This window comes from Haliea sp. E1-2-M8 (genome assembly GCF_030649675.1).
Taxonomy (GTDB): Bacteria; Pseudomonadota; Gammaproteobacteria; order Pseudomonadales; family Halieaceae; genus Haliea.
In genome coordinates, this window is sequence record NZ_JAUTDR010000028.1 from 15,251 (window position 1) to 40,804 (window position 25,554).

The 25,554-nt window shown below is 58.6% G+C and carries 28 protein-coding genes; 16 read left to right on the top strand and 12 right to left on the bottom strand.

Annotated elements, in window-relative coordinates; genetic code table 11:
- Positions 1-69: 69 nt before the first annotated feature.
- Positions 70-1,611 carry a nitric oxide reductase transcriptional regulator NorR gene (gene norR / locus Q6D67_RS18240; RefSeq protein WP_304707101.1) on the top strand — a complete coding sequence of 514 codons (1,542 nt, stop codon included), beginning with the start codon at positions 70-72 and terminating at the stop codon, positions 1,609-1,611.
- Positions 1,612-1,649: 38 nt separating this feature from the next.
- Here the strand turns inward: norR and Q6D67_RS18245 are convergent, their stop codons facing one another.
- The 3 genes from Q6D67_RS18245 to Q6D67_RS18255 form a co-directional block, all read right to left on the bottom strand.
- Entirely contained in the window at positions 1,650-2,558 is a 909-nt protein-coding gene (locus tag Q6D67_RS18245; protein WP_304707102.1) for an MOSC domain-containing protein, read from the bottom strand.
- Positions 2,559-2,676: 118 nt separating this feature from the next.
- Positions 2,677-3,183, bottom strand: coding sequence for a phosphate-starvation-inducible PsiE family protein (locus Q6D67_RS18250; RefSeq protein ID WP_304707103.1), 507 nt, complete (start codon positions 3,181-3,183; stop codon positions 2,677-2,679).
- A 329-nt stretch (positions 3,184-3,512) separates the two neighbouring features.
- Positions 3,513-4,517 (bottom strand): MBL fold metallo-hydrolase, encoded by a 1,005-nt coding sequence (locus tag Q6D67_RS18255; RefSeq protein WP_304707104.1) that lies wholly within the window; start codon positions 4,515-4,517, stop codon positions 3,513-3,515.
- A 257-nt stretch (positions 4,518-4,774) separates the two neighbouring features.
- Between Q6D67_RS18255 and soxC the strand changes: the two genes are divergently transcribed.
- From soxC to Q6D67_RS18305, 10 genes are all read left to right on the top strand, one after another.
- On the top strand, positions 4,775-6,106 hold the full coding sequence (gene soxC / locus Q6D67_RS18260; RefSeq protein WP_304707105.1) for a sulfite dehydrogenase: 1,332 nt from the start codon (positions 4,775-4,777) through the stop codon (positions 6,104-6,106).
- A complete protein-coding gene (locus Q6D67_RS18265; RefSeq protein WP_304707106.1) occupies positions 6,090-6,767 on the top strand; it encodes a c-type cytochrome in 678 nt (225 codons plus the stop codon). The genes soxC and Q6D67_RS18265 overlap by 17 nt, the downstream gene beginning before the upstream one ends.
- 52 nt (positions 6,768-6,819) lie before the next feature.
- Positions 6,820-7,173 carry a sulfur oxidation c-type cytochrome SoxX gene (gene soxX / locus Q6D67_RS18270; RefSeq protein WP_304707107.1) on the top strand — a complete coding sequence of 118 codons (354 nt, stop codon included), beginning with the start codon at positions 6,820-6,822 and terminating at the stop codon, positions 7,171-7,173.
- 19 nt (positions 7,174-7,192) lie between these two features.
- On the top strand, positions 7,193-7,681 hold the full coding sequence (soxY, locus tag Q6D67_RS18275) for a thiosulfate oxidation carrier protein SoxY (protein ID WP_304707108.1): 489 nt from the start codon (positions 7,193-7,195) through the stop codon (positions 7,679-7,681).
- A 25-nt stretch (positions 7,682-7,706) separates the two neighbouring features.
- Entirely contained in the window at positions 7,707-8,018 is a 312-nt protein-coding gene (soxZ, locus tag Q6D67_RS18280; protein WP_304707109.1) for a thiosulfate oxidation carrier complex protein SoxZ, read from the top strand.
- A gap of 51 nt (positions 8,019-8,069) precedes the next feature.
- Positions 8,070-8,909, top strand: a complete 840-nt coding sequence (gene soxA, locus Q6D67_RS18285) for a sulfur oxidation c-type cytochrome SoxA (protein WP_304707110.1) — start codon at positions 8,070-8,072, stop codon at positions 8,907-8,909.
- Between the two features lie 25 nt (positions 8,910-8,934).
- On the top strand, positions 8,935-9,240 hold the full coding sequence (locus Q6D67_RS18290) for a hypothetical protein (protein ID WP_304707111.1): 306 nt from the start codon (positions 8,935-8,937) through the stop codon (positions 9,238-9,240).
- Positions 9,241-9,326: 86 nt separating this feature from the next.
- Positions 9,327-11,084, top strand: a complete 1,758-nt coding sequence (gene soxB, locus Q6D67_RS18295; protein WP_304707112.1) for a thiosulfohydrolase SoxB — start codon at positions 9,327-9,329, stop codon at positions 11,082-11,084.
- Positions 11,085-11,087: 3 nt separating this feature from the next.
- Positions 11,088-11,549: a hypothetical protein gene (locus Q6D67_RS18300; protein WP_304707113.1), complete on the top strand. Its 462-nt coding sequence runs from the start codon at positions 11,088-11,090 to the stop codon at positions 11,547-11,549.
- Between the two features lie 28 nt (positions 11,550-11,577).
- Positions 11,578-12,093 carry a heme-binding protein gene (locus Q6D67_RS18305; protein WP_304707114.1) on the top strand — a complete coding sequence of 172 codons (516 nt, stop codon included), beginning with the start codon at positions 11,578-11,580 and terminating at the stop codon, positions 12,091-12,093.
- A gap of 57 nt (positions 12,094-12,150) precedes the next feature.
- On the opposite strand, the gene Q6D67_RS18310 is transcribed toward Q6D67_RS18305, so the two are convergent.
- Positions 12,151-12,780, bottom strand: a complete 630-nt coding sequence (locus tag Q6D67_RS18310) for a peroxiredoxin (protein WP_304707115.1) — start codon at positions 12,778-12,780, stop codon at positions 12,151-12,153.
- A gap of 203 nt (positions 12,781-12,983) precedes the next feature.
- Between Q6D67_RS18310 and Q6D67_RS21880 the strand changes: the two genes are divergently transcribed.
- Positions 12,984-13,064: a type IV toxin-antitoxin system AbiEi family antitoxin gene (locus Q6D67_RS21880; protein ID WP_370551991.1), complete on the top strand. Its 81-nt coding sequence runs from the start codon at positions 12,984-12,986 to the stop codon at positions 13,062-13,064.
- Here Q6D67_RS21880 and Q6D67_RS18315 read toward each other — a convergent pair.
- Positions 13,033-13,185, bottom strand: coding sequence for a hypothetical protein (locus Q6D67_RS18315; protein WP_304707116.1), 153 nt, complete (start codon positions 13,183-13,185; stop codon positions 13,033-13,035). The two genes, Q6D67_RS21880 and Q6D67_RS18315, sit on opposite strands and share 32 nt — an antisense overlap.
- Between Q6D67_RS18315 and Q6D67_RS18320 the strand changes: the two genes are divergently transcribed.
- From Q6D67_RS18320 to Q6D67_RS18330, 3 genes are all read left to right on the top strand, one after another.
- Positions 13,184-13,615, top strand: a complete 432-nt coding sequence (locus Q6D67_RS18320) for a hypothetical protein (protein WP_304707117.1) — start codon at positions 13,184-13,186, stop codon at positions 13,613-13,615. The genes Q6D67_RS18315 and Q6D67_RS18320 overlap by 2 nt on opposite strands.
- Before the next feature lie 121 nt (positions 13,616-13,736).
- Positions 13,737-14,999, top strand: coding sequence for an aconitase X catalytic domain-containing protein (locus Q6D67_RS18325; protein ID WP_304707118.1), 1,263 nt, complete (start codon positions 13,737-13,739; stop codon positions 14,997-14,999).
- Between the two features lie 4 nt (positions 15,000-15,003).
- Positions 15,004-15,426 (top strand): aconitase X swivel domain-containing protein, encoded by a 423-nt coding sequence (locus Q6D67_RS18330; RefSeq protein WP_304707119.1) that lies wholly within the window; start codon positions 15,004-15,006, stop codon positions 15,424-15,426.
- A 69-nt stretch (positions 15,427-15,495) separates the two neighbouring features.
- On the opposite strand, the gene Q6D67_RS18335 is transcribed toward Q6D67_RS18330, so the two are convergent.
- The 5 genes from Q6D67_RS18335 to Q6D67_RS18355 form a co-directional block, all read right to left on the bottom strand.
- On the bottom strand, positions 15,496-15,915 hold the full coding sequence (locus tag Q6D67_RS18335) for a thioesterase family protein (protein ID WP_304707120.1): 420 nt from the start codon (positions 15,913-15,915) through the stop codon (positions 15,496-15,498).
- Positions 15,912-16,850 (bottom strand): 3-keto-5-aminohexanoate cleavage protein, encoded by a 939-nt coding sequence (locus Q6D67_RS18340; protein ID WP_304707121.1) that lies wholly within the window; start codon positions 16,848-16,850, stop codon positions 15,912-15,914. The genes Q6D67_RS18335 and Q6D67_RS18340 overlap by 4 nt, the downstream gene beginning before the upstream one ends.
- A 268-nt stretch (positions 16,851-17,118) precedes the next feature.
- Positions 17,119-18,639 carry a carboxylesterase/lipase family protein gene (locus Q6D67_RS18345; protein WP_304707122.1) on the bottom strand — a complete coding sequence of 507 codons (1,521 nt, stop codon included), beginning with the start codon at positions 18,637-18,639 and terminating at the stop codon, positions 17,119-17,121.
- Positions 18,640-18,658: 19 nt separating this feature from the next.
- Positions 18,659-19,648, bottom strand: coding sequence for an NADPH:quinone reductase (locus Q6D67_RS18350; protein ID WP_304707123.1), 990 nt, complete (start codon positions 19,646-19,648; stop codon positions 18,659-18,661).
- Between the two features lie 45 nt (positions 19,649-19,693).
- Entirely contained in the window at positions 19,694-20,479 is a 786-nt protein-coding gene (locus tag Q6D67_RS18355; RefSeq protein ID WP_304707124.1) for an SDR family oxidoreductase, read from the bottom strand.
- A gap of 144 nt (positions 20,480-20,623) precedes the next feature.
- Between Q6D67_RS18355 and Q6D67_RS18360 the strand changes: the two genes are divergently transcribed.
- Positions 20,624-21,565: a LysR substrate-binding domain-containing protein gene (locus Q6D67_RS18360; RefSeq protein WP_304707125.1), complete on the top strand. Its 942-nt coding sequence runs from the start codon at positions 20,624-20,626 to the stop codon at positions 21,563-21,565.
- Here the strand turns inward: Q6D67_RS18360 and Q6D67_RS18365 are convergent.
- Positions 21,550-23,085 (bottom strand): sulfotransferase, encoded by a 1,536-nt coding sequence (locus Q6D67_RS18365; RefSeq protein WP_304707126.1) that lies wholly within the window; start codon positions 23,083-23,085, stop codon positions 21,550-21,552. The genes Q6D67_RS18360 and Q6D67_RS18365 overlap by 16 nt on opposite strands.
- 86 nt (positions 23,086-23,171) lie before the next feature.
- Complete coding sequence (locus tag Q6D67_RS18370; RefSeq protein WP_304707127.1) at positions 23,172-25,499, bottom strand: TonB-dependent receptor; 2,328 nt, start codon at positions 25,497-25,499, stop codon at positions 23,172-23,174.
- Between the last annotated feature and the right edge of the window lie 55 nt (positions 25,500-25,554).

Below are 25,554 nucleotides of genomic sequence, written 5' to 3' on the forward strand. Positions count from 1 at the left end.
AGAGATAGAATTATAAAATGTCAATAACACAACACAAAATACGTGTTTAAATAACACGGTTATGACGTTATGACATCACACCCCGCTTTTGCAGACCTGGCTGAAATTGTTGCCGATCTATCGCAATCCATGCCTCGGGAGACCCGTTTCCAGCGTTTGCTGGAGGTGGTTCGGCGCAACTTTCCCTGCGACGCCATCTGTCTGCTGGAGCGGGAAGGGGGGCAGTTGATTCCACGGGCAGCCCAGGGGCTGAGCCCGGATGCGCTCGGGCGTCGCTTTGTCATCCAGAACCACCCACGCCTGGCCCAGATACTGGATAGCCGCAAGCCGGTTCGTTTTGTTGCCGATTCGCAACTGCCTGACCCCTATGACGGATTGATCGATAACAGTGAAGATCATCTCTACGTGCACGACTGCATGGGTGCCGCACTCTATATCGACGACACCCCCTGGGGTGTGGTGACCCTGGATGCGCTGGACCCCCATGCGTTCGATCATTTCGATCTTGATGTCTTTCAGGCCTTTCTCGGCGTGGCCGCTGCGACAGTGAGGGCGGCGAGCTGGATTCAGCGCCTTGAGGAGCAGCTGGAGCGGCGCCAGAAAATCCTGCTCAGCCAATCCGTGCATCGGGCCACCACGGACATCATCGCTGAGAGCCAGGAAATGACTCAGCTAATCAATGAGACACAAACCGTGGCGGCATCAGATCTGACCGTGCTGATTACGGGTGAGACCGGTGTCGGCAAGGAGCTGATTGCCAACTACCTGCACCACCAATCCATCCGGGCCAGTGAGCCGATGGTCTACGTCAACTGTGCTGCGCTGCCGGAGTCACTGGCCGAAAGTGAACTGTTCGGTCACGTGAAAGGGGCGTTCTCTGGCGCAACCGAGAATCGCACGGGGAAGTTCGAGTTGGCCCACGAAGGTACGCTGTTTCTGGACGAAGTCGGTGAGCTACCGATCATCGTGCAGTCCAAGCTACTGCGTGCTCTGCAGAATGGGGAAATCCAGCGAGTTGGCAGTGACCGGCAGCACCGGGTGGATGTCCGCCTCATCGCCGCGACGAATCGGGAACTGAAAAAGGAAGTCGCAGAAGGGCGCTTTCGTCCGGACCTGTATCATCGGTTGAGTGTCTATCCCCTGGTGGTACCGCCGCTACGGGATCGCCCCGCGGATATCCTCCCCCTGGCCGGTTTTTTTCTGGAGCGGGACCATCGTCGCATGGGGGTGCGCGGTGTGCGCCTGACGCACGTCGCCAAGCACTGGCTGAGTGGCTTCTCCTGGCCGGGTAATGTGCGGGAGCTGGAGCACACGCTCTCCCGCGCGGTGATTCGCGCCCTGAGCGAAGGGCAGGACTCCACTCAGGTAATCGAGCTGGACGTGTCGCACTTTGGTGCGGAAGCAGTGCCAGACGGCGCCACTCTGCGACTCGCCAAACCTGTCGAGCCTCTCGTTGATGTGCCGCTAAACGAGGCCGTCGACGACTACAAACGACGGCTGATCCTGGCTCGCCTGAAACATTTCCAGGGTAACAAGGCGGCCACAGCGCGCTCATTCGGTATCGACCGCGGCAACTTCGTGCGCCAGCTGCAGCGGCTGGATATCAACTGACATTATTGCTCGCGGAGTTTTCTTCGGCGTTGGCGCTGTCACCGGCGTCCTGTACCCCGTCTTCCTGGTAGCAGTTGCACCCGATCTCCGGTTCTGACCGTGCCGGGCTGGATGATCCTGGCGTTTACACCCAGGTTGCGATCTGCATGCTTCGCCATGGCCCTGGAAAGCCCCTTCTCCTCACGCAGGTCGAAGCCCGGCTGCGGACGGCCCGGCATCGAGCAGCGCGCCGTCGGCGAATCGACTAGCAAGACGGCTTCACCGATTTTCAGCGTCGCGCCGACCCACCCCTGTTCTGTCATCGCGGCAGCGGGTGAGGTCATTTCCAGCAGGAGGTTCGGCCGAAAACGACGAACGTCCACGTCCAGCCCGGACGCGTCGGCCAAGAACTGCAGCGAGTCCGTGGTCAGTAGATGCACTGGAAAGGCATCGTAAAGAAATCCCGGCGGTGTGGCATGGAACTGCAGTACTGTGGCCACGTCCACATCCATGGCGCCGAACTCGGGAAGGGGCTCACCTGCGTTGAGACCGATCTCCCCGGCGATCTGCTGCTCGGTACGCTCACCTGGCAACGCGTAAAAAGCCCTATCAGAGCGGGGCGCTCGTGGTTTCAGCTGGGCGGGGGCGTCCAGCCAGCGGGTCAACCAATCTTCGCACGCCTTCAAATCGCTGCTCTCGCAGGAGTTGCCATCGGGCGCCAGTAATCTCACTGGAGCAATGGCATCGCCGTAATCCTCCGGGGAAGGGCTGGACAGGTACTGCGCGCGCAGCTCCAGCAGTCGAGGCCATTGCTTGGCGCTGCGAATGATCGGAGCGAGGGGGTCGTACACTGTCCAGTGGCGATCACCGCAGACGCCACCCGCGCCGATGATTGCGGTGCTCAGACTTTCGCCTCCAAGGCTTTTTACCGGATAGCGCCAGAGCTCCTTAACGAATGCGATTACCACGGCCACTTTTCCTGATCAACAGCAACTCTCGAGCAGCATGCCGCAGCGGGAGAGGGAATTCTACTCCGCCGCCAGGTGCTTGCGAGCCCCGGCGCTGAGCAGAGGGCGATCAGGCATCTCAACCGTGATACTGATTGCCCTGTTGTAACAGCCAGTAAGTGATACCAAGCGCCAATGTGGTTGCTGCAATACCGATTAGGTACATGGGCGTCAGCGTATCGAAATCCAACACGATGACCTTCCGTGCAATGGCCATAAGCGCCGTGGCGACAACCAACTGAACGGGAAAGACGTTGGTACCCAGATAGAGCCGTATATTAATAAAAATTTCCACCGCAATCAGCACCGCCATGAAGGCGCCGAAGGTGAAGAAAATGTCGTTAATATTCAACAGCAGAAAAGGAGGGGCGATCAGTCTGTCGTAAATGATATAAACAACATCGCCAACCCCCCAGAGAATAACAGCGACCATCAGTACCGCAAGCACCCGAATCGCAAAGCGAATGATCCGGTGCAGGCTACGGAAAAAAGGATCAGGGAAATCAATTGGAAGCTCCTGATGTAATTCGTGCCGACTCTCTGCTCGCGACTGAGCAGGTGCTACTTCTTTATCGTGATCGGCCATTCAATCTCTCCATAAAGCCTCCGAAAAACTTTCCGAATCGGCTCTTCATTATTAAGGCCTATACCGCAACTGGTCGCTATCTGGCGATTGCTCATGCCCTTGCCCCATTTGAGGCGCAGAACTTCCTTGATTCTACGCATGGATAACCTCATCGCGGACATCTGATCCCCTTTGCTTGAAAAGGGCCAGAATACCGGTTAGTTATCCCGCGTCGATTGGCTCCTGATGAGACTCCCTGGCACGCAGCCGGGATGGCAGCTTTGCCGTGGAATCAGTGGTAGCATTCGCGTGGAATGGGTGGCAGGCTTGGCCTGGAATACGCATCTTTGCTAGCTGCCTCCCAGTGCAGCTTTTTCCATTTCAACGTAAACACGATAGGCATTGGCCTTGTTGGACGCATCGAATGCCGGCAGGTTCTCATAGCGGGACCAGTCCGTCTGTTCATAGGCATCTTCGAACTCAACCCACTCCTCAACCGCAGCGCCCATGCGGTCCCGGACATACGCAAGATAGTCATAGGTGAAACTCAGGGCCGCCGTGACATCTTCCGATGGCTTGCCGTGGCCGGGTATCAGTATACGGGGGTTCAGTTCCCTGACTTTCTCGATGGCCTTCATCCAGTTACGGGTATCCACTTCGGCGCTGTTGAGATACGGAACCCGGTCATTCTGGATAATATCGCCGGAAAACAGAACACCGGCGGGCTCTACCATCATCAGACTGTCATCCGGCGCATGGGCGGGACCCGCATGCACGATCCTGAACCGGTAATCGCCGGACTTCAGCATTATTTCCTCCGCAAAGGTAACATCAGGGGCGACTACTCTGGTGTGGTCATCTACCCAGGGTGAGAGAACCTGTTTACGCTGTTCCAGGCGTTGGTCCGCATCCGGGCTGCTGATATAGACATGGGATGAATCCTGGGCGATGACCTCCGCTTCCGTCAGCTCTTTGATGGCCTGCAGCCCATAAACATGGTCTGCATGATAATGGCTGATCACAACATGAGTGATGGGTAATTCCGTCAGTTCGCGTATTTTATCGACCATTGCTGCACCGAGGCTGGGTGTTCCGAGGGCATCGAATATCACCACACCTTCGCCGGTGATGACGAATCCGGCATTGGCTGTCAAACCTTCGTTCTGCTCTCCCGGTACCCCGGAATGGCCCAAAAAATAGTAAACGTTGTCCACGCTCACTTGTTCTGCCTCAAACGGAATTGTGAGCGGCGGATAGTCCGGCGCGGAATCGGCAGCCAGCGCTCCCGATCCGATCAGCATTGCGGCAGCCGCAGCGGTGGACCTGATGGAGATCTTGATTGTTTTTGCATGCATTTTGGATACCTCTTCTGTTTTATTGCGCCATGTAAGTGCCTGTATTGGTCATGTTTCACCTCGGATCAGCCGTATTCCAAAGCCGGTTTTATCCACGAAGGTGGTATGAGGCCGGTTTCGAAACCACTTGTCACCCCGCACTGAGGGGTCTATATATAAAGTATATCCTTACCAGAGAAACAACAAGGTTGTCGCCAGTGCCACACTGCGTGTCGGCCGACTGTCCCGAGAGGGCTTCGAAGGAGGAGGAAACCAATATGTTCGGCAAGCTCCGCCAACTCCACCGGGACCTGACCAAAATCGCCCTGGCAGAGTCAGATCGCTTACCTGCAGCAGAGCGCAGACGTTTTCTCAGAAGCGGCCTGTTCACCGCTGGTGGTGCCATGGTTGGGGGTGCTCTCGCAGGCGTTGCCCCAAAGGCCCTTGCAGCGACACAGTATCCGCCCGGGATTCCCCCGTGGACCCGGTCTCTCGGGCCGGGTGTAGTGACCGATCCATACGGTCTCCCATCGCCGTTCGAAAAGGAGGTCATTCGCAGGAACGTACCCTGGCTGACCGCCGATAAAATCTCGTCAATCAGTTTTACTCCACTTCAACACCTGAAAGGCATCATTACTCCGAACGGCCTTTTCTTTGAGCGCCATCACGCTGGCCGTCCGGAGATCGATCCTCAGCAACACCGCCTGATGATCCATGGCCTTGTGGAACGCCCGATCATTCTCTCCATGGAGGATCTGCAGCGATTCCCCAGCGTTTCCCAGATCAACTTTATCGAGTGCCCCGCCAACGGCGGCATGGAATGGCGTGGTGCCCAGCTCAATTCCCTCCAGTTCCTGCACGGCATGGTGAGCTGTGCCGAATGGACCGGTGTCCGGCTGTCCACGTTGCTGCAGGAAGTAGGCATCAAGACGGAAGGCAAGTGGCTGCTGGCAGAGGGTGCAGACGGTGCCGCCATGACCCGCAGTATTCCGCTCGAGAAAGCCCTTGACGATGTCATCGTGGCTTATGCCCAGAACGGTGAGGCACTGCGTCGCGAGCAGGGCTACCCGGTTCGCCTGGTGGTGCCGGGCTGGGAGGGCAATACCCACGTGAAGTGGCTGCGCCGGCTGGAAGTGGGCGACAAGCCGTGGATGCAGCGTGAGGAAACGTCCAAGTACACGGACCTGATGCCGGACGGTACAGCCCATGGCTTCACCTGGGTTATGGACGCCAAGTCGGTTATCACTTCGCCGTGCCCCGAAATGCCGTTACAGGACAAGGGTATTCACCAGATTGAAGGCCTGGCGTGGAGCGGCCGCGGCAAGGTAAAAACGGTGGACGTTTCGGTTGATGGCGGTCGGAACTGGCAGCAGGCGCAACTGCGGGAGCCGGTTATGTCCAAATCGCTGACCCGGTTTGCCCTCGAGTGGAAGTGGGAGGGCAATCCCGCCCTGCTGCAATCCCGGGTCATTGATGAAACGGGGTATGTGCAACCGACGCTGGCTCAGCTCAGGCAGGTTCGTGGCAGCAATTCGATCTATCACAAGAATTCGATCCAGACCTGGCAGGTCAACGCAGACGGGAGTGTGGTCAATGTTCAACTTGCATAAGACACCACGCCTGTTCGCCGGAACCTGGTGCGGCATCCTTCTGGCTTCAATACCCCTTGTCGGTGCTGCAGAGCAGGCCGGGCACTACGGGTATGGTGAATCCGCAACGGATGAACAGATTGCCGCCTGGGATATCGATATTCGTCCTGACGGCATGGGGCTGCCAGAGGGCAGCGGTACTGTCGATGAAGGAATGTCCGTTTACGAGGCCCAGTGTGCGTCCTGCCACGGTGCCTTTGGAGAAGGCATGGAGCGCTATCCCAAACTGGCAGGAGGTGACGACAGCCTCGCAGAGGACCGTCCCGAAAAGACAGTGGGAAGCTACTGGCCCTATGCCTCGACACTCTGGGACTACATCCACCGAACCATGCCGTTCTTTGCACCGCAATCGTTGTCGGATGACCAGGTATATGCGCTGACCGCCTATGTCCTGAATCTCAATTACATCGTGGACGGCGATTTTGTGGCCAACAGGGAAACATTGCCGAAGGTGGTGATGCCTAATCAGGATGGCTTTACCTGGGAAGACCCGCGGCCGGTCGTGAGCAACGAGCGCTGCATGAAGGACTGTAAAGACGAGGTGAACGTAGCCGACTCGGCGGCGGGCAAGGATCTGACACCGAGCACGACCGGTCCTCTCGACGAGGGGATAATGGAATGAAGGCGGATCAGGAGCACCAGGCTCTACAACGCTTGCCCGGGAGGACTGCGTGATGCGACAAGGGTTAATTTCCGTGTATCTGACCACACTCGTACTGAGTGTCACCGCGCCGGTGTTTGCCGAACCGAGCCAGGGTGACATTGACCGGGGGAAGGAACTCGCTTTCAGCCGGACTGATGGTAATTGCCTGGCCTGCCACCAGATGGATGACGGCAAGCTGGCCGGCAACATCGGTCCGGAACTCGCGGACATGAAATCCCGCTATCCCGACCGTGAGATTCTTTACAGACGTATCTGGGACGAGACCCAGTTCAACGAGATGACGGTGATGCCGCCATTCGGAAGACACATGATCCTGAGCAAACAAGAAATCAACCGGGTCATCGATTACCTGTATACGCTCTAAGGGCGGAGGAGGAGTTACCGTGACTGACCAAAGGCGAAGAGGCTTTTTGAAGGGGATGCTGGGTGCAGGAGTAGCCGGCTTTGCGCTGGGTTCCGGCATCATGTCACTGAGAGTTCAGGCGGCAGCCACCCCGGACGCGTCCGACTGGCCGAAGAAGGCGTTCAATACCCCGGGCGTGGATGAAACCATTGCTGAACTGTACGAGATGGAGGCGACTGAATCGGACCAGATCACCATGGATTTGCCGACCATTGCGCAGAACGGCGCGGTGGTGCCCGTGTCTGTCGAAACCACACTGCCGAACGTGACGAGCATCGCGTTACTGGTCGACAGGAATCCCAATGCCCTGGCTGCCTATTTCGATATTCCGCAAGGCACTCTGCCGTTCGTGTCGAATCGCCTGAAAATGGCAGAGACGACGGATGTTGTCGCAGTCGTGATTTCTGACGGCAAAGCCTACAAGGCGACTCAGAACGTGAAAGTGACCGTTGGCGGCTGCGGCGGCTGACAGCTAACCGGACAGGAGAAGAACAATGGCATCTAGTATCAGAGTTCGTGCAGTAGAGAGTGGCGGTGTAACATCGCTGAAAGCCCTGGTTCGACATCCCATGGATTCAGGCTTTGTAAAGGACTCTGCGGGGAACGTCATCCCCGCCAATTTCATCAAGGCTCTGACCGTTTCCCACAAGGGGAAAGACGTATTTGTTGCCCACTGGGGCCCGGCGGTATCCAAAGATCCGTTCCTGGAGTTTCGCTTCAAGGGGGCCCAGAAGGGTGACGAGGTCACCATCAGCTGGATCGATAACACGGGTGAAAGCGATTCAACCACGGCAACCATCGCCTGACGATTGTCGGCGGGCAGGACCATCCTGAATCGCCGATGAGGAGGATTGGACATGGTTAAAGCGAAAATCATTCTGGTCGTTCTCGGTGCGGCGCTCGCAGTGCCTCAGGTATTGGCGGGCTCGACACCGGAAGAAGACCGGAAAGCAATGGTTGAATACTTCATGCAGATGTTCCCGGACGTGCCTTTCGAGGGCTTCGTCAATGGCCAGTACGCGCTGAACGAAGACCGCCGCCGCCAGTGGGAATCCATGCAGGATTTTCCGCCCTATGAATTTGCGGTCGCCGACGGCCAGGAGATGTTCGAGACGCCGTTTGCCAATGGCAAGACCTACGCCAGCTGTTTCGAAAATGACGGCATCGGTATTCGGCAGAACTATCCGTACTTCGACACGGAGAAGAATGAAGTCATCACGCTTGAACTCGCTATCAATCGCTGCCGCGAAGCCAACGGTGAGGAGCCCCTGAAATGGAAGAAAGGGGCCATAGCGTCAATTTCCGGTTACATGGCATCCACCTCCCAGGGTAAGCCGATCAATATCAAAGTCCCGGACGATCCCGATGCACTGGCTGCCTACCAGGACGGCAAGGAGTTCTATTACAGCCGACGTGGTCAACTGAACTTTTCTTGCGCCAGCTGTCATGTCCAGAATCCCGGAAAATGGATTCGGGGAGACTTTCTGTCGCCGACTGTGGGGCAACCGGCAAATTTCCCGGTGCACCGTTCGGATTGGGGTGAGATGGGGACGCTGCATCGCCGCTTTGCTGGCTGCAATACCAATGTTCGGGCAGAACCGTTGCCGGCCCAGAGTGAGGGGTACCGCAATCTCGAGTATTTCCTGACCTACATGAGCAATGGCCTGCCAGTTGTCGGACCGGCAACCCGGCCATAGTCAGGAATGGAGAGGGAGAATCGCAATGAACAGACCTTTGCTGACAATCGGTATCTCGCTTGCGCTGTGTCTACCGCTGGCCGCACAGGCTGGCTCCAAAGAGGACTTCAATGACGTTTACTCAAAGGCCCAAAGCACTCACCAGGATGCCGGCACCTTCCAGTGGACTGTGACCTCGGACCGGTTGAAGGCGGCAAAGTCCGCCGCTGACAACGGCAACTTTGAGAAAGCCGCGGCCATGGCCAATGAAGCCCTGAGGCTCGCCGAAGAATCCGTCGCACAGCGTAAACAGCAACAGGAAGCCTGGCGCAACGTTGCCATAGGAAACTGACCCCGTACGCCGAACCTGACCAGCCTGCCCGGCACGGAACCGGGAAAGCTGGTAACTCCAATTACCAGAAAGGAAAGGAGAGTTCAGTGACCATTTCCCGCAGAGATTTCCTTATGGCCATGCAAGCGGCAGCCGTTGCCGGGCTCGCTTCGAAACTTGCTTTGGCACAAGGTGGCGAGGGACTGTACGACGCAGCAAAGTTCGGCAATGTCCGATTGCTTCATCTCACTGATATCCATGCCCAGTTGTTACCGGTGCATTTCCGGGAACCCAACGTCAACCTGGGAATTGGCCCCAACAAGGGCAGGGTTCCGCACCTGGTCGGGAGTCACTTCCTGAAGCATTTCGGCCTTCCGTCAGATACCCGACGCAGCCACGCGTTTACCTATCTCGATTACACCGAAGCCGCGCAGAAGTACGGCAGATTGGGCGGGTTCGCCCATCTCAAGACTCTGGTGGATCAACTGCGGGAGCAGGCTGGGGCCGGTAACTCGCTGCTGCTCGATGGCGGCGATCTCTGGCAGGGCTCCGGGACAGCGTTCTGGACCCAGGGCGAGGACATGGTTGAAGCCAGTAACCGCCTTGGCATCGATATTCTGACAGGGCACTGGGAATTCACGTATCCGGAAGAGCAGATTCGCAAGAACATCAGCTCCTTCAAAGGCGAGTTCCTGGCCCAGAATGTTTTCCTGTCCGACGAAGCCATGTTCATGGGAGCAGAATCCTACGACGAAGTCAGTGGTCGCGTCTTCAAGCCGTATACCATCCGGGAGCTGGGCGGAAAGCGGGTGGCGATTATCGGCCAGGCATTCCCTTATACACCCATTGCCAATCCGTCCTATTTCATTCCTGACTGGCGTTTCGGAATTCGGGAATCCGAGATGCAGGCGCTGGTCAACGAAATCCGGGAGAAGGAAAAGGTCAATGCGGTCGTGGTCCTTTCCCATAATGGAATGGATGTGGACCTCAAAATGGCAAGCCGTGTAACCGGCATCGATGCCATCCTGGGCGGCCACACCCATGATGCAGTGCCACAACCCACCGAAGTGAAAAACCCGGGCGGTACGACCCTGGTCGGCAACGCCGGTACTAACGGTAAATTTGTCGCGATACTGGATCTGGATATCGGAAATAACGGTGTCCGGGGCTACGAATACACGCTGCTGCCGGTCTTTTCCAACCTGATCAAGCCCGATCCGGCCATGACCAGCTTCATTGAAGAAGTCCGGGCACCGTACATGGACAAACTGGGTGAAAAACTGGCCATCACCGACGACCTGCTCTATCGTCGGGGCAACTTCAACGGCACCATGGACCAGGTAATCTGCGACGCCCAGAGAAAGGTGCTCGATGCCCAGATTTCTCTGTCACCGGGATTCCGGTGGGGCACGACTGTATTGCCGGGTGAGTCCATCACCATGGACGACATTATGAACGCCACGGCCATCACCTATCCGGAGACTTATGTCCGGGAAATGTCGGGCGCCGACCTGATGCTGATCATGGAGGATGTGGCCGACAACCTGTTCAACAAAGATCCGTATTACCAGCAGGGCGGTGACATGGTGCGTGTCGGCGGCATGGATTACACCTGTGATCCAACAGCTGCTATGAACAGCCGGATCTCGGACATGCGCCTGGATACCGGCGAACAGATCGAAGCCAACAAAATGTACAAGGTCGCTGGTTGGGCAACCGTGAACTCGCGGGCACCCGGCCGGCCAATCTGGGACGTGGTTGCTGACTACCTGAGGTCGGAGAAGACGGTCAAGATTGACAAGTTCAATACGCCGACCCTCAGGAATGTAGCGGACAATCCCGGCATCGAAGACTACGCAGGATAAATCATGAGCAGGAATCTCGTTAGTGAATTAATGGTAACGATGCTGGGCCTGGCGCTTCTGGTCGCGGCGGGCACCCTTCACGCGGAACCGATGAGCGAGAGCAAGCCATTCGCCGAAAAATTTGTGCTTCTTCAACTGAGTGACGGTGAGGAGGAGAAGCAGAGCAAGGTGCTCAGTGTTGCTGGCAACCTGCTGGAACACTATGGAACGGACTCGATAGATATCGAGATAATCACGTTCGGGCCAGGCGTGCGCCTGATGTATGCGGACAACAGCCGGCGGGAAAGGATCACCAGCCTTATGGCCCAGGGCGTCCGTTTCACCGTGTGTATGAACACCATCAGCAGCATCGAAAGAGCAAGCGGAAACCGCCCGGAGCTCCACCCTGAAAGCATCCCGGTCGATGTTGGGGTCGCCCATATTCTGGACGAGGTCGAGAAAGGCTATGTTCTCGTCCGCCCATGATCGTCTGGCCTTGAAAAGGAAGCGCACCGTGAAGTGCAAACTGTCAAAATCCCTGATGTTCGTCTCAGCCCTTGCGGCCACTGGTATTGCTGCCGCCCAGGACAGTAATCAGCCGGTGATGGTGGAGATCAGGAAACTCTCCATGGACACCGCACTGACCATTGCGAAAACCGCAATCGATACCTGCCGGGAGCAGGGCGTCCAGGTCGCAGTCACGGTGGTGGATCGGGGCGGGCATCCCCAGGTGGTGTTGCGGGATGTACTCGCTATGGATCTGTCCCTGGAGGTCAGCTACCGAAAGGCATATACCGCCATGACATTCACCAGCCCGACCTCGTCCCTGGAAGGCCGCTTTAGCGGCCCATTTTCAGTCGGCAAGCTCGAGAAGGTATTGCTCGCGGCCGGGGGAGTTCCCATTCAGGCAAGTGGTGAAACCATTGGTGGTGTTGGTGTAAGTGGCGCACCTTCCGGTGAGACCGATGAAGAATGTGCCATGGCAGGCGTTGCCGCCGTGGAAATGGATCTGGAAATGGCGTCCTTTTGATCTTCGCCCATTAACTTAATTCGACCGGGCTGGCGCACATGGACAAGTCCAAATCGATCAATCCACCTTGGTGGTCCGAAGATAGGGCCGGTGTTCGGTCCAGCCCTGTGGAAATAGCACCTTGGCCTCATCATTTGTGATCGACGGCGGGATGATCACGTCCTTGCCGATCTGCCAGTCGGCCGGGGTTGCTATCCGCTTCGCGTCACTCAGTTGAAGCGCATCAATCACACGCAGGATCTCATCAAAGTTGCGTCCAACATTCATCGGATAAGTCATCGTCAGGCGAACCTTCTTATGGGGATCGATAATGAAGACCGTTCGTACCGCCGCCGTCTCACTTTCGTTGGGATGAATCATGTCGTAGAGCTTGGCAATGGATAGGTCTGCGTCAGCCACGATAGGAAATTCCAGCTTGGTGTGCTGCGTGTCGTTGACGTCTTCGATCCACTTGCGGTGTTCTTCGGCCGTGTCGGTCGAAAGCCCGAGCGGCTTGGTGTTGCGCTTCTCAAATTCTGGCGCGAGCTGTGCGGTGCGCCCCATTTCCGTTGTACAGACCGGCGTGAAATCAGCCGGGTGACTGAAGAAGAAAACCCAGTTACTCCCTGCCCAGGCGTGCAAGCTAATCTCGACGTTCTGGGTGTCCACGGTGAAATCGGGGGCTGTGTCACCAATATGTAGTGTCATTTCGAGTTCCTAATTGGGGAAGGAATTCATACTAGAGCGGTCTCAATCGGACTGTCTGTTGGATAGCGCATAGATGCAGAATCAAGCGGGGTGAATTCCCGCCCATCTCCCGCAGGGTCCGGCCCAGATCACTGAGGGCTTCCATACCCTTCTGGAAAGAGGGGAGCGAGGCCGTACACCGAGGACTTGTGCACCCTCTCATCGTGTATGCAGACCTGGTGGCAACGGGCGACCCGCGCAATCTCGACACGGCTAAGCGGCTTCGTGAAAAATACCTTCGTTAATGTCGCGGGCAAGCTGCCACGGGGCCTGGTAGCGCTGTATGGCGATATAGGCGACGTGGCGAAGAGTCTGTATATCGACTTCCTGGTGGTTGGCGCGATGGCTCGGATTTTCTGAAGTCATGGAAAGTTCATTTTCCATACAGATCAGTGATAACCCCGATATGACTATTCCTGTCGCATCCCCGGCCGGCGTAGCCATTCTCAAGTTGGTGGCCTGGGTTGAACGCGAGGTAGAGGTCAAACCCAAGGATGCCATGTACATGGGCTATCTGATCGAAAGCTATACTAAAATCCTGGAAATTTTTGCGGCAATTTATGAAGAAGGCTGCATGGAAGCTCAGGACTGGGATGAAACAAAGGCCAGTGCCATGAAGCTCGGTAGAGACGCAAGTGTAATTGCCCTCCCGCCAACCAAAAACCTTTTGAAGGATCAATTGTTCAACCAGCCGCAGAAAGTAGAACAGTTCGTGCGGCAGATGCAGAGATCAGGCCGCAACAGCCTGTCAGACGCTGCTGAGCTTCTGGATATTTTTACAGTGGCTTTTTTATAAGAAAAGCTACCTCAGTAAGATGCTTATCAAATGGGGTCAAATGCCTGAATGTGTAAACCATGTGTCCGGTATTTGCTGTAAGGTATATCATAGGTACTACAACAGACCCCGTCATTGCCTCATGAGTGAATCCACTTTACACATTAGCGACTCGGACCGGTCAATGCTGGCCGGCGAGTGTGGACCGGCGCCTGAGTTCGCGATGCAATTGCTCGTTCGCACCGCTGAAATCACCGGCGCGGAAACGCTCATCGACGTCAGCTGGGCACATGTAACCAGCGCTTATTACAACGGCCAGGCGAACCTGGACCTGGCGGAGCGGCTCGCAAGTCTGGGAGCACGAGTCAGCGTGCCCACCACGCTTACGGCCTGTTCGCTGGATGGTCGACAGGCCGGGCGGGAGTGTGCTGCGCCCTCGGTACGGTCAGCGCTGCGACTGATTGAGCTGTATCGCGACATGGGTTGCGATAGTGTAATGACGTGTGCGCCCTATCACACACGCAGGGAGCCCGCTTTTGGTGAGCACCTCGCGTGGACTGAGTCGAGCGCGGTGGTCTATGCTAATTCGGTGCTTGGCGCGCGCAGCAACCGTTATTATGAATTCTTTGACATTTGTGCCGCTATCACCGGACGGGTTCCGTATACCGGTTTGCATGAACCCCGCAACCGCGCGGCGACTACTCTGGTCAGTTTGGCCGATTTGCCCCCTCGCTGGCTGGAGGACGACCGCTTTTATCACATCCTCGGTTTCCTCTTGGGGCGTAGCGTCGGCAACCGGATAGCCGCCATTGAAGGCCTGCCCTTGTCCGTGACGACGGAACAACTGCGCGCGATCGGCACGGCGGCCAACGCCTCAGGCGCGGTGGATATGTTTCACGCCATAGGGGTCACGCCGGAGGCCGCAACACGGAGTGAAGCCTTTCACGATAAGGCACCGCAGGAAACGTTGCGCATCGACCGGGAAGCAATCCGCAACGCGGTGAAAATCCTGGATACATCCAACGATTTGCCCCTCACCGCCGTTTGTGTCGGCGCCCCCCACTTTTCCGTCGCCGAATTTGGTCGACTGCTGCCCATTATCGAGGGCAAAACCGTACACCCGAAGGTACACTTTTACATCACGACCAGCCGGCATGTTCTAGGCGAGCTGAAGGAGCGGGGCTGGCTACATACGCTGCAAGCTGCGGGTATCGAGCTGATTACGGATCGCTGTACCTACTATCCGCCAGTGATCGAGGGCTGCAAGGGGAGGGTGATGACAAATTCCGCGAAGTGGGCCTATTACGCCCCGGGCACGCTGGGCTCCGCCGTTACTTTCGCGGGTCTCGAGGATTGTGTCGCATCGGCAGTTGCCGGTGAAGCCTCGCGGGTATCGTGGTTTTGAGGCAATGAGGGCCGAAGCGGTTGTTTTTGCCGGCGATTGTACCGCCCCCGTGCTGATGCTCGACGAGCCGCTCAGTTTCTGGGGCGGGCTTGACCCCGAAACCGGGGTTATCATCGATGCGCGGCATCCGCAGCAGGGCGCGTCGCTAGCGGGGCGTATCCTGCTGATGCCGGGGATCCGCGGCAGCACCAGTGCCGCGGGGACCTTGTGTGAAGCGCTGCGCCAGGGCAATGGGCCTGCGGCCTTCATCTTGCCCGCTCCGGACGCGCTCATTCTCGCCGCGGTTACTATCGCCCGGGAGCTCTATGACCGGGTCACGCCCGTTGTCACCATCGGTCGCGCGCACTGGCCCGAACTGCGCCGCTGCAGGTTGCTACACATCGGCGAGGAGGGTGAGCTGTCGCCGGTGGCCGAAAAACGACGATAGTGCGATTAAGATCGCTTTTATCCCTCTCCTTCTTTAGTCTTTGTCTTTCCGGGTGTGATAAAAGGGCCATCAGCCTGTCGCCAGGAAGGGCTCCGCATTCTCGCGCATGTCATCGGGCCAGGGCATGGCTTTGCGCGCATTCATGTCGAAGCAGACAATAACCTGCAGGAGACGGGCGGCGGGTTCGTCGCGCGTCAGGTTGACCATTTCGTAGCCGATGCTCGCTGACTTTCCTCCCAGCTTCTCGAGGCGGGCATGAATTTCCAGAAGGTCGCCGGCTTTAACCTCGGCGTCGAAGTCGATTTCCTGCCGCACGTCGACCATGCCGATTCCATTATCGCCCGCGTCAGCACCCGACCAGCCGAATATGGCGTGGAGGGCATGGTAAGAGGCGTCATCGAACATCGCGACGTAATGACGCGTCGTGACATGACCCATGACATCACAGTGCCAGGGATGAGCGACCGCACGGAATACAGGTGGGTTCATGCCGCCTTCCGAAGCTTCTTCAATTCCTCAAGCTTGGATAGACCGAGGGTTTTCCGGGTTTCCTCGGGTGTTTGCAGCTTCGCCCCCATCGATTCAAGTAGCACGACTGCACGTTCAACCAGTTGGGCGTTGCTCGCAAAGACACCTTTTTCCAGATAGAGGTTGTCCTCTAGGCCGACACGGGTATGTCCGCCAAGCAGTGCTGCCTGGGCGACCATGGGCATCTCATTGGCGCCAAGGCCGAATCCGGCCCAGTTTGCGCCGGTGGGAAGGTTATCGACCATGGTCTGCATGTTGCGGGTACTGCCTTGTGCACCCCATCGAACGCCCATACAGATCTGGAAAAGCGGCGGCTGTTCCAGCAGCCCCTCTTCAAGCATCTGCTTCGCGAACCAGATATGGCCCAGGTCGAAAACCTCGAGCTCGGGTTTGACGCCGATTTTCTGCAGGCGTTCGGCGCCGGTGCGCAGCATGCCAGTGCTCGATACATAAACGTAGTTGGGCACGTCATAATTGAACGAGCCACAGTCCAGTGAGCAGATCTCTGGCAGCAGCAGCTCGACGTGCTCCATACGCTCGATCTGTCCAACGCAGTCGGTCTCTTCAGTGAAGGCCGTGGGGTCGTCATCGGGACCGAGGTAGAGGTCTCCGCCCATTCCCGTTGTCAGATTAATCACCACGTCGGTATCTTTCTCGCGAATGCGCTCGACGACCTCCTTGAACATAGCGGGGTCGCGCCCCGGCGCACCGGTGTCCGGGTCGCGCACGTGAATGTGGGCAATCGCCGCTCCCGCCTTCGCGGCGCTTATGGCAGCGTCCGCAATTTCGGCCGGGGTCACCGGCAGGTGCGGGGTTTTTCCGGCAGTCTCACCAGATCCCGTGACAGCACAGGTCAGGATGACGTTTCGGTTAAGGCCTTGATCATTAGTATCCAAACAATTTCTCCCTACTGATGTGTACTGGTTGCGAGCCCGTTCGGGCTATGTGTCAGAAATAACTGCTCCTAGAAGTACTCAGGGCAGCTTTGTGCGAAGCTTGAAAGCTTTGTATTATAAAGAATTATCAGAAAATCGCACATGGTCATAAATGTGCGGGGTATGACGGACCCGCGGCCAAGGCTGCGTGAGCGTCAATGCGCGCCGCCACCATCGCACCCAGGCTCTGGCTACGATGGTGCGGTGGTGGGGTGGTGGAGCGCCAGAGTTAGCGGCTAAGCCCCACGAGTGCGCGGCAAAGCGCATCGTCGGGAAACGCCTGTACCGATAGCGTATCGCCAAGCACCAGTACCCGCTGAGAGTCCGCCCGCCAGCGCGGCCACGAGGCTGCCCCTGCCTTGCCGGGCGTGCCGTTTGCGGCGAAGGACAACCAGTAGTCGACCATCTTCGCCGTCAGCTCGCGATCATGCGCGTGCGTCGGCAGCCACTCATCGTGGGTGTCGAATACGTAGGGCAATTCGGCACCGTGATAGGCACCAACCGCCTTAAAACCATCGCGCACACGGGTGAACTGATAGACAAAGCTGCGCCCGCCCGCCCGGGCGACTGCGTTCGCCAGCCGCATACTGGGGCAGGCGAATCGCGCGGCCGTATCGAGCCTGTTGAGCTGTTCGCGGTCTGTCTTTGTGGGATCGAGCTCGTCGGTTACGGCAGCGCGCTGTCTTGGTTCGAGGTTTTCCGCGAGCCACCTGCGGACAGTATCGTCTGATTCCAGGTACATGAGTGCCTCATCCGCGTTGGTGCCGAGCAGAAGATCAAAGGGCGGCAGCGCTTCCCGGTCCGCGAGTTCCCCAAGCGGCGCGGGAAGGGATGATGAGTCAGGTACGGGCGAAAAATAATAATCCTCGTAGACTTCTGTGGCCGCCTCGAGCACCGACTTGGCGCTGCGCTGTCGCATCGCGTCCAGCCCGCCTTCTGCAGTGACCAGTGTGCGCTCCAGTGCCAGCCCGCGCGATTCAGCTTCCGCGGGGTCGGCAAGCCCGTCAAACTGCCAGCCGCCACTCTGGTGAATCAGGCGGTTCGCCAGGCCAGCTGAAAGCGGCGATACCATCAGGTGGCTCGCATTTGCGGCTCCGGCCGATTCTCCCATCAGCGTGATCCGCCCGGGGTCACCGCCGAAAGCGGCGATGTGGTCCTTGACCCAGTGCAGCGCCAGCGCGAGATCGTGCAGGGCGAAATTGCGGTCGGGCAGCTCCGGGTGGCTCAGGAAGCCGAAAGCGCCCAGCCGATAGGCCACGGAGACCACCACGACACCCTGTTCCGCGAGCGCCGCACCACGGTAGTTGGGCTCGTAACTCCAGCCACCCGTGTTACTGCCGCCGTGTATATAGACGACCACCGGACGCTCCGGGGCTGCGCTCAGGTCAGTCCATACATTCAGGTAGAGGCAGTCCTCGGAGTACGCGGGCGCCGGAAACTGCGCCGGGTCGGCTCCCACTTTCTTCATCAGGTTGTGATACCAGTCGACACCGGAGCTCGTTTGCATACACGCCGGCGCAAAACGTGTTGCATCCACGCTGCCCCGGGGCGGCTCCAGCGGCTCGGGCTTCCGCCAGCGGCGCTCTCCGGTCGGCGGTAGCGCAAAGGGGATTCCCCGAAACGCCTCGATACCAGAATCCAGCTCCACACCTTGATAGCTTGTCGCGCCGACACTCACCGAAGCGGACTGTACTGGCGTGCAGGATGCTGTCGCCAACACCACCAGTAGCAGCAGAGTAGGGCGCATCATAAGCTCAGCCGTCCATTGATCAATCATTGATCTGGACAACGATACAGCCGCCACAACCGCCCTCCTCAATACGCTCATGTGATCGCGCCATGTCCGCAAAAGGCAGCTCTTGCGCCACTCGGTGCCGCAGTTCGCCCGCGGCGAGGGCCGCCTGTGTGTGTGCGACCGCGGCTGCTTTGGCCCCCTCTGGCATCGCGTACACAATAACCATGCGCACGGTCAGGTCCATGAACATCATCGTCCGGAAGGGTAGCGCCGGCTCGGGGACCACTGTCGAGGAATAGGTCGCGATGGTGCCGCCAGTGCGGATACAGCCGAGCACTTCCTCCAGATTGACACCGAATTCCACGTCCACCACCCGGTCGAGTCGTTCGCCGCCAGTGAGCTCGAGCACCTGTTTACCCCATCCGGCCTCGCGATGGTTCACCACGCCCTCGACCCCCAGGTCGCGGCACAGCGCCGCGTCCTGCTCATTGCTCGCGGTAGCCAGCACCTTCGCCCCGTTTCGCAGTGCCCACTGGATTGCGTAGTAGCCCACGCGACCGGCACCACCTGTTACCAGTATTCGCTGACCCGCCACGTCACCATCAGCGAGCACACAGCGGTGGGCCGTCATCATGGGAATGCCCACGCACGCGCCCACGGCAAAAGACGCCGCATCGGGCAGCACGGGCGCGCGACGGCTTTCCAGCGCCACATATTCGGCAGCGGTACCGAACCGTCGACCATGCTGGGCCTGGTAAACGAACACCCGCTCGCCGACCCGGGAGGGAGGAACCCCCGCCCCCACTGCTTCGATCACTCCCGCTCCATCGCTGTGGGGAATCACCAGTCCGTTGTCGAGAAGGTCGGGAAACGCCCCCGCCCGCTTTTTAACGTCCGAAGGGTTGACGCCCGAGGTTTCGAGGCGGACCAGCACTTCGCCGTCTCCAGGCCCCGGCGTGGGCTGCTCGCCGAGCTGTAGTACGTCCCCGGCGGGGCCAAAGCTGTCAAACCATGCCGCTTTCATCTCTTGGCACCTCCATTCGTAAGCGTCGGGCATAACGGCCCCGGATCATTCATCCAACCAGTTGGTCAGCCCCTCTGTGTTTCCATCGACGGCAATCGCCTGTCCAGAGATACGCGCTCCAGCGTCGCTGGCCAGGAAGTGGACCATTGCTGCAATGTCCTCGGCATCCACAAAGCTCCGGAGGGAGCTTTGCCGTTGATAGACCTGCCGAATGTGGTCGGGCGTGAGTCTCCGCTGGCTCGCATCGCGGTCGATTACCCGGTCGATGCGCGGACCACTCACGCTGCCAGGGCAGACTGCATTGACGCGGATCTTCCAGCGCCCGAGCTCCATGGCCCAGGTTTTGGTAAGCCCGATGAGCGCCCATTTTGCCGCAACGTAGGGAGAGCGCAACGGAAAGCCGTGGAGCCCCGCGTTGGAGGACATGTTTACAATGCAACCCGCTCCGGCCTCTTTCATGAGGGGAACGAGGCGTCGCGTTGCGAGAAAGTGGGCGCTCAGATCGACGTCGATGGTTTGCTGCCAGTCCTCAACACGGATATCTTCAACAGCCGCTGTCGGCCCCGCGATGCCCACGTTGTTGACGAGCAGGTCGATGCGTCCAGAACTGGCGATGAAAGTATCGAGGCAGGCATCTACCTGTTCCGGATCACTCACATCACAGACCTGCGCTGTGCCCGCCCCGAACTCGCGGTTAAAGGCCGCTACGGCATCGGCGTCGACATCGTTGACGAAACACGCGAAGCCCTCGTTGCCCAAGCGTCGGGCGATAGCTAGACCGATACCGGCAGCGCCGGCAGAAATGAACGCGACAGGTTGATCACTGCTCACAGGAGACGCCTTTGCTCAATCTCATAACGGGCACATGGTGGCAACCCGGCGTCGCCGTGAGCAAGCATTTTTTTTTACTGAATAGATGAGATTTGCTAATCTTATCTGCTCGATTTCCCACGCTTATGCCGGAGTGACGGCTCGATGGAAAACCTTCTAACGCGGGCGCGCCTGCCCTCCCTGAACGCCTTGCGTGCTTTTGAAGCCGCGGCTCGACACATGAGTCTGAAGAAGGCTGCGGCAGAACTCTGCGTGTCCCAGTCAGCGATCAGTCACCAGATCAAGGCCCTGGAAGCCCATCTGGGGGTCGCGCTTTTCCTGCGGCAGGCTCGCGGTGTGGAGCTGACCAGCAGAGGGGAGCTTTACTACCCCGCGCTGCATACGGCTTTTAACTCGATCGCCGAAGCCACTGCGCTTATCCAGCAGCGGGAGAGTAGAAACATCATCACCTTGCAGGTCTACGCAACCTTTGCCATCCGCTGGCTGCTGCCGCGCCTCTCCCGCTTTCAGGAGCTTCAGCCGGATTTTCAGGTGCGCCTGCACACAGACCAGCGGGATGCGGATCTGCAGCACAATGATATTGATGCTGCGATCATGATCGGGGAGCCGCCACAGGAGCTGGTGGCGGAAGAGCTTTTCCGGGCCAATATGCGTCCGGTGTGCAGTCCGGGGTTTCTCGCCCGTGAAGGCCCGTTAACGGAGCCCGAAGACCTCGTAGGCAAGCCTCTGCTACAGGTCTATCCCTCACCCGAAGATTGGCCCAACTGGTTCGCGGGTATGGGCCTGGGCTCCCGAGCGCTCGTCGGCAGTCTGCAACTGGAGAGCTACGAAGTGGCGGTCAACAGCGCCGAGAGCGGCATGGGGATCATGCTTGGCCAGGAGCCCTACGTTGCCAAGAGCCTGAGCGCGGGCACGCTGATTGAACCGTTGCCGGGTTGTACGGTGGAAAACCCGAACCGCTGGTATCTCGTGTCTCGACCGGAGCGCTGGGAAAGCGCCAAAATGCGCACGCTCCGTCGGTGGCTCAAGGAGCAGATTGCCGACGATGAGAACCTGGCGCCGATCGTGTCTCAGTTAAAGGGATAGGTATCCAGCGCGGGCCCCAGCGCATCCCGCAGTGGGTCAAGCCATTGAGAAAACGGCTCCCAGCGGCCCTGTCCCGCCCGGTTGATTGGCTGTCGAACCTGTTCGGAGCTCGCCGTGCGCACACGTCGCTCGGTCTCGTGAAACTGTAGGCATTGTTGCTCAAAGGGGAGATCGCAGTAGTCTAGCAGGCGCCTCACTTCCCCTTCCAGGTCGTCCAGTAGTTGCTCGTGATGGATGCGATGCACCCGTCCCGGCAACACGCGATCCCAGTGCGCCATGGTTTCGCAATACCACCGGTAGTAGTGGCCGATACGCTGCAAACCGTAACTGAATCCCTGCCCGGCGGCGAACAGCTGCTTGAAGGCGCTGAAACAGCAATCCAGCGGATGGCGTCGGGCGTCAATAATTTTCGCGTTGGGTAGAATGAGGTGAATCAGCCCGACATGCGAAAAGTTGTTGGGCATCTTGTCGACGAAGAAAGGTGCATCGGTAAGCCGCTGCACACGTGTTCCGGCAATATAGCGCTCGCCCAGGGCCGCAACCGTTTCCCGGTCAAGATCCTTTAAACCTCGCGGGTAGCGCGATACGTCAGTGCGTCGGCACTTGCCCGACAGATCTCGCGCAATAGCGATAATGTCCGCAAGTTCGGCTGTGCCTTCCACCTGTGAGTGGCTGGCCAGGATTTGCTCGACCAGTGTGGAGCCAGAACGCGGCAGGCCGACCACGAAGATCGGCGACGGGTCCGGGTCACCCCAGTGACTGCGGGTCGCAAAAAAAGCCTCGTCAAAGAAATTCATAATTTCTTGACTGTCGCGCTCGAAACCGGCCATATCCCAGGGTACTTGACGGCCCCGTACCTGATTGCCTTTCAGGTAGGCCGCCATCGCCTTCTGGTAATCCCCGGCATCTTCGCGCGCCTTACCGAGCGCGAACAGCGCATGGTAGTAGTCGCGAAAATCGCAGTCCTTGCGCTTGAGCAACGCCTCCATGGCAGCGAGTTGTTGTTCGCTGAAACGATAGGTTTTAAGGTTGGCCAGCGACCAGTAGGCCTCGCCCACACCGGTATCCAGTTCAAGGCAGCGCTCGTAGGCCTTGATTGCGTCCTCGGTAGTACCCAGCGCCCGTTGCGCGTGACCGTAGCTGAGCCAGGCCTGGCGGTAGTGCGGGTGTTGTTTAATGACCGTCTCGAGCACCGGTAGCGCCCGGGTATGCTCATTGAGATCGACGAGGTTGGCCGCTTTTAAGGTCAGCCAGGCCGGATTTCCGGGATCTCCTGTCAGCAGTTGATCGAGTTCGGCGAGAGATTCCGTGTAGCGGTGGCGGCGATAGAGGGCGTTGGCGTAGGCGAAGCGCGCTGCAGCATAGTCCGGCGCGAGGGCAACGGCCCGCGCCAGTAGCGTCTCCGCATCGCGCAGGGCACCGAGAGCGAGACCGACCTCCCCCAGTAGGCGTATGCCGTTGACGTCGTCCGGATAGTCGTAGACATAGTCGCGCAGCACGCCCTCCGCCTTGCCCAGCATCCCCTGCCGAATGAATGCTGAAGCGCGCTCCAGGGGAGCCGGGAGTGGCCGCTGCGCAGGAGCTTTTACCACCGCGAATGCATGCCCTAATTGAAGTTCATGCCGAAGCTTACACCAAAAGTACGCGGCTGGTTCACGGTAACCAGTCGCTGAATGTCTACAGAGTTGATGTACAGCTCCGCCACTTCGTCGGTGAGGTTGCTGCCGAACAGGGAGGCGTGCCATCTGCCGGCCTCGATGCGCCAGCTTGCATTCAGCAGGCCATACGAGTCCATCTTCTCACGGGTGCTCGCGAAGATATCGTTCCACTGTTCGTCAGTGTACGTCCAGTTGAGCTGCAGGGTGCTGTCAAAGCCCTGAACCGGGAAGTGGTAGCGCCCCGTGATCGTGTACTTTGTGTCCGGCGTGAACGGCAGGTCCTGGCCGTCGGTAGCGTCTGGGGCGGTGGCGTCGGAGCGCGCAAAGTAATCTTCCGTGAGCTCCGCGTTGTTGCGGGAATAGGTCAGCATGAGGTCCAGGGAGTCGGTGAGCAGCCAGGTCGCGTCCAGTTCAAGGCCCGTACTTTCCGCGGCACCGACATTGTCCACCAAACCGAGCAGGGAGATGTCGGGGTTGAAAAAGCCGATCTGCACATCGTCCCACTCCATGTGATAGACAGCCCCGTTAATACGCAGGCGGCCATCCTGCAGCTCGGTCTTCCAGCCCAGCTCATAGCTGGTCAGGAAGTCGGGCTGGTAGGTCTCACCTACACCGGGAGCACGGTTGACCCCGCCAGGGCGATACCCCTCCGAGACTGTTCCGTACACCATGATGTCGTCCGAGAAATTGTAGGCCAGGCTCACCTTGCCAGTGCCGTCGCTGCCGTCGAACTCGCTGGCGACATTATCGGGCGGACGCTGCGAGCTGTAGCCATAGCAGCAGTCAGGCCAGAAAATGGTGCCGACAAAGCCGTCCAGTGTGGTTTCGTTTTTGAAGCGCCGATACCCGAGCGTGAGAACCAGTTCCTCGGTGAGGTCATAGTAGAGCTCGCCGAAGATGGCCTTTTCCTTGTCTACACGAACCTGGTCCGTCTGGAAGTACAAGTCGTCTTCCACTGCCGCGCCGGGGTTGATCGGCGGGACGGACCAGCGGCTTTCAAAAGCCGTTTCCACTTCACTGTAGAAAACGCCCGCGACCCAGTTGAGGCGGTTATCGCCGGAGCTCGCCAGGCGGAGTTCGTGGCTCTCGTAGCTAAGGTCGCTCAAGTTGGAGTACTGGATACTGGGGTCTACACAGGGACCGAAATAGGAGACATAACAAGTGTAGTAAGGCTCGACGAAGCCATCGATCGAATAGTGGGAATAATCGCTGTAGGTCTCGAACTCCCGGTCGAGGTAGGAGCCGGCGTAGGTCAGATCCGCGAAGCCGAGGTCTCCCTCCACGGTCAGGGCGAACTGCGTCCACTCGTCCTCCTGGGAGTCCTCGAAAAACCTGCCGACTTTGAAATCCCCGAGGCCTTCCGGGTCATGGTCCCAGATGCCGTTCGTCTCCAGCCGCTGGTGCGAGACTGATGCCACGGCGCTCCAGCGATCGGAGAGGTCTACTCCGAGCGCTGCGCGCAGCCCGCGCTTTTCGACCTCGTTAAAGTCGTCCTCAACAAAGCCAGCGTTGCCGCGGGTGATGCCGGACAAAGGGTAGGTGATCGTGTCTTCGACAGCGTCTATATAGCCGCCGTCATCGTCCCACCAGGCCGCGACTCGCAGTGCCATGCGGTCGTTAAGAGGTATATTCGCATACCCCTCAGCCAGGTAACTGTTGCCGCCGCCGCTGATGGTCTCGGCAGTGAAGTCCACGCCTGCCTCGAAGGCATCCCTTGACGGTTTTTTAGTGACGATGCGCAGCGTTCCCGCTTGGGAAGCCGCACCGTAGAGGGTACCCTGGGGGCCCATCAGTACTTCGATGCGCTCCACGTCATAGATATGGGGGTCGAGGTTGAAGCCAATCGCCGTAACGGGCTGATTGTCGAGGTAGATTGCCACCGACGGTCCCTGGAGGGACTGGTTGCCGTTGCCACCCTCGGAAACACCTCGCATAAACAGGCTCGCCTGGCCGGGGCGGCGCTGGGTAAATGACACCGACGGCAACTGTTGTACATAATCCGAGAATCCGCTGATGTTGAGCCGGTCGAGTTCTGCGGAACCAAGGGCCTGCACGCTGATGGGTACGTCCTGAAGGCTCTCGGTGCGCTTCTGCGCTGTTACCACAACCTCCTCAAGCCGCAGTCCGGCCTGGCCGGATTCCTGTCCGAAGGCCGGCGGGATCGCCAGGGAGGAGGCCACCAGAGGCAGCGTTAATGAGCGGCGCAGCGCAATCACCAGGGGGCTGGGTCGGAAGCTGGAAGTGGAGGGCAGCTGACGATGGGTCGCTTGATCCATAGAACGGGAACCTATCTTGCTTTTCGTTGTCTCGGAATGCTGTCCTAACAGCGCG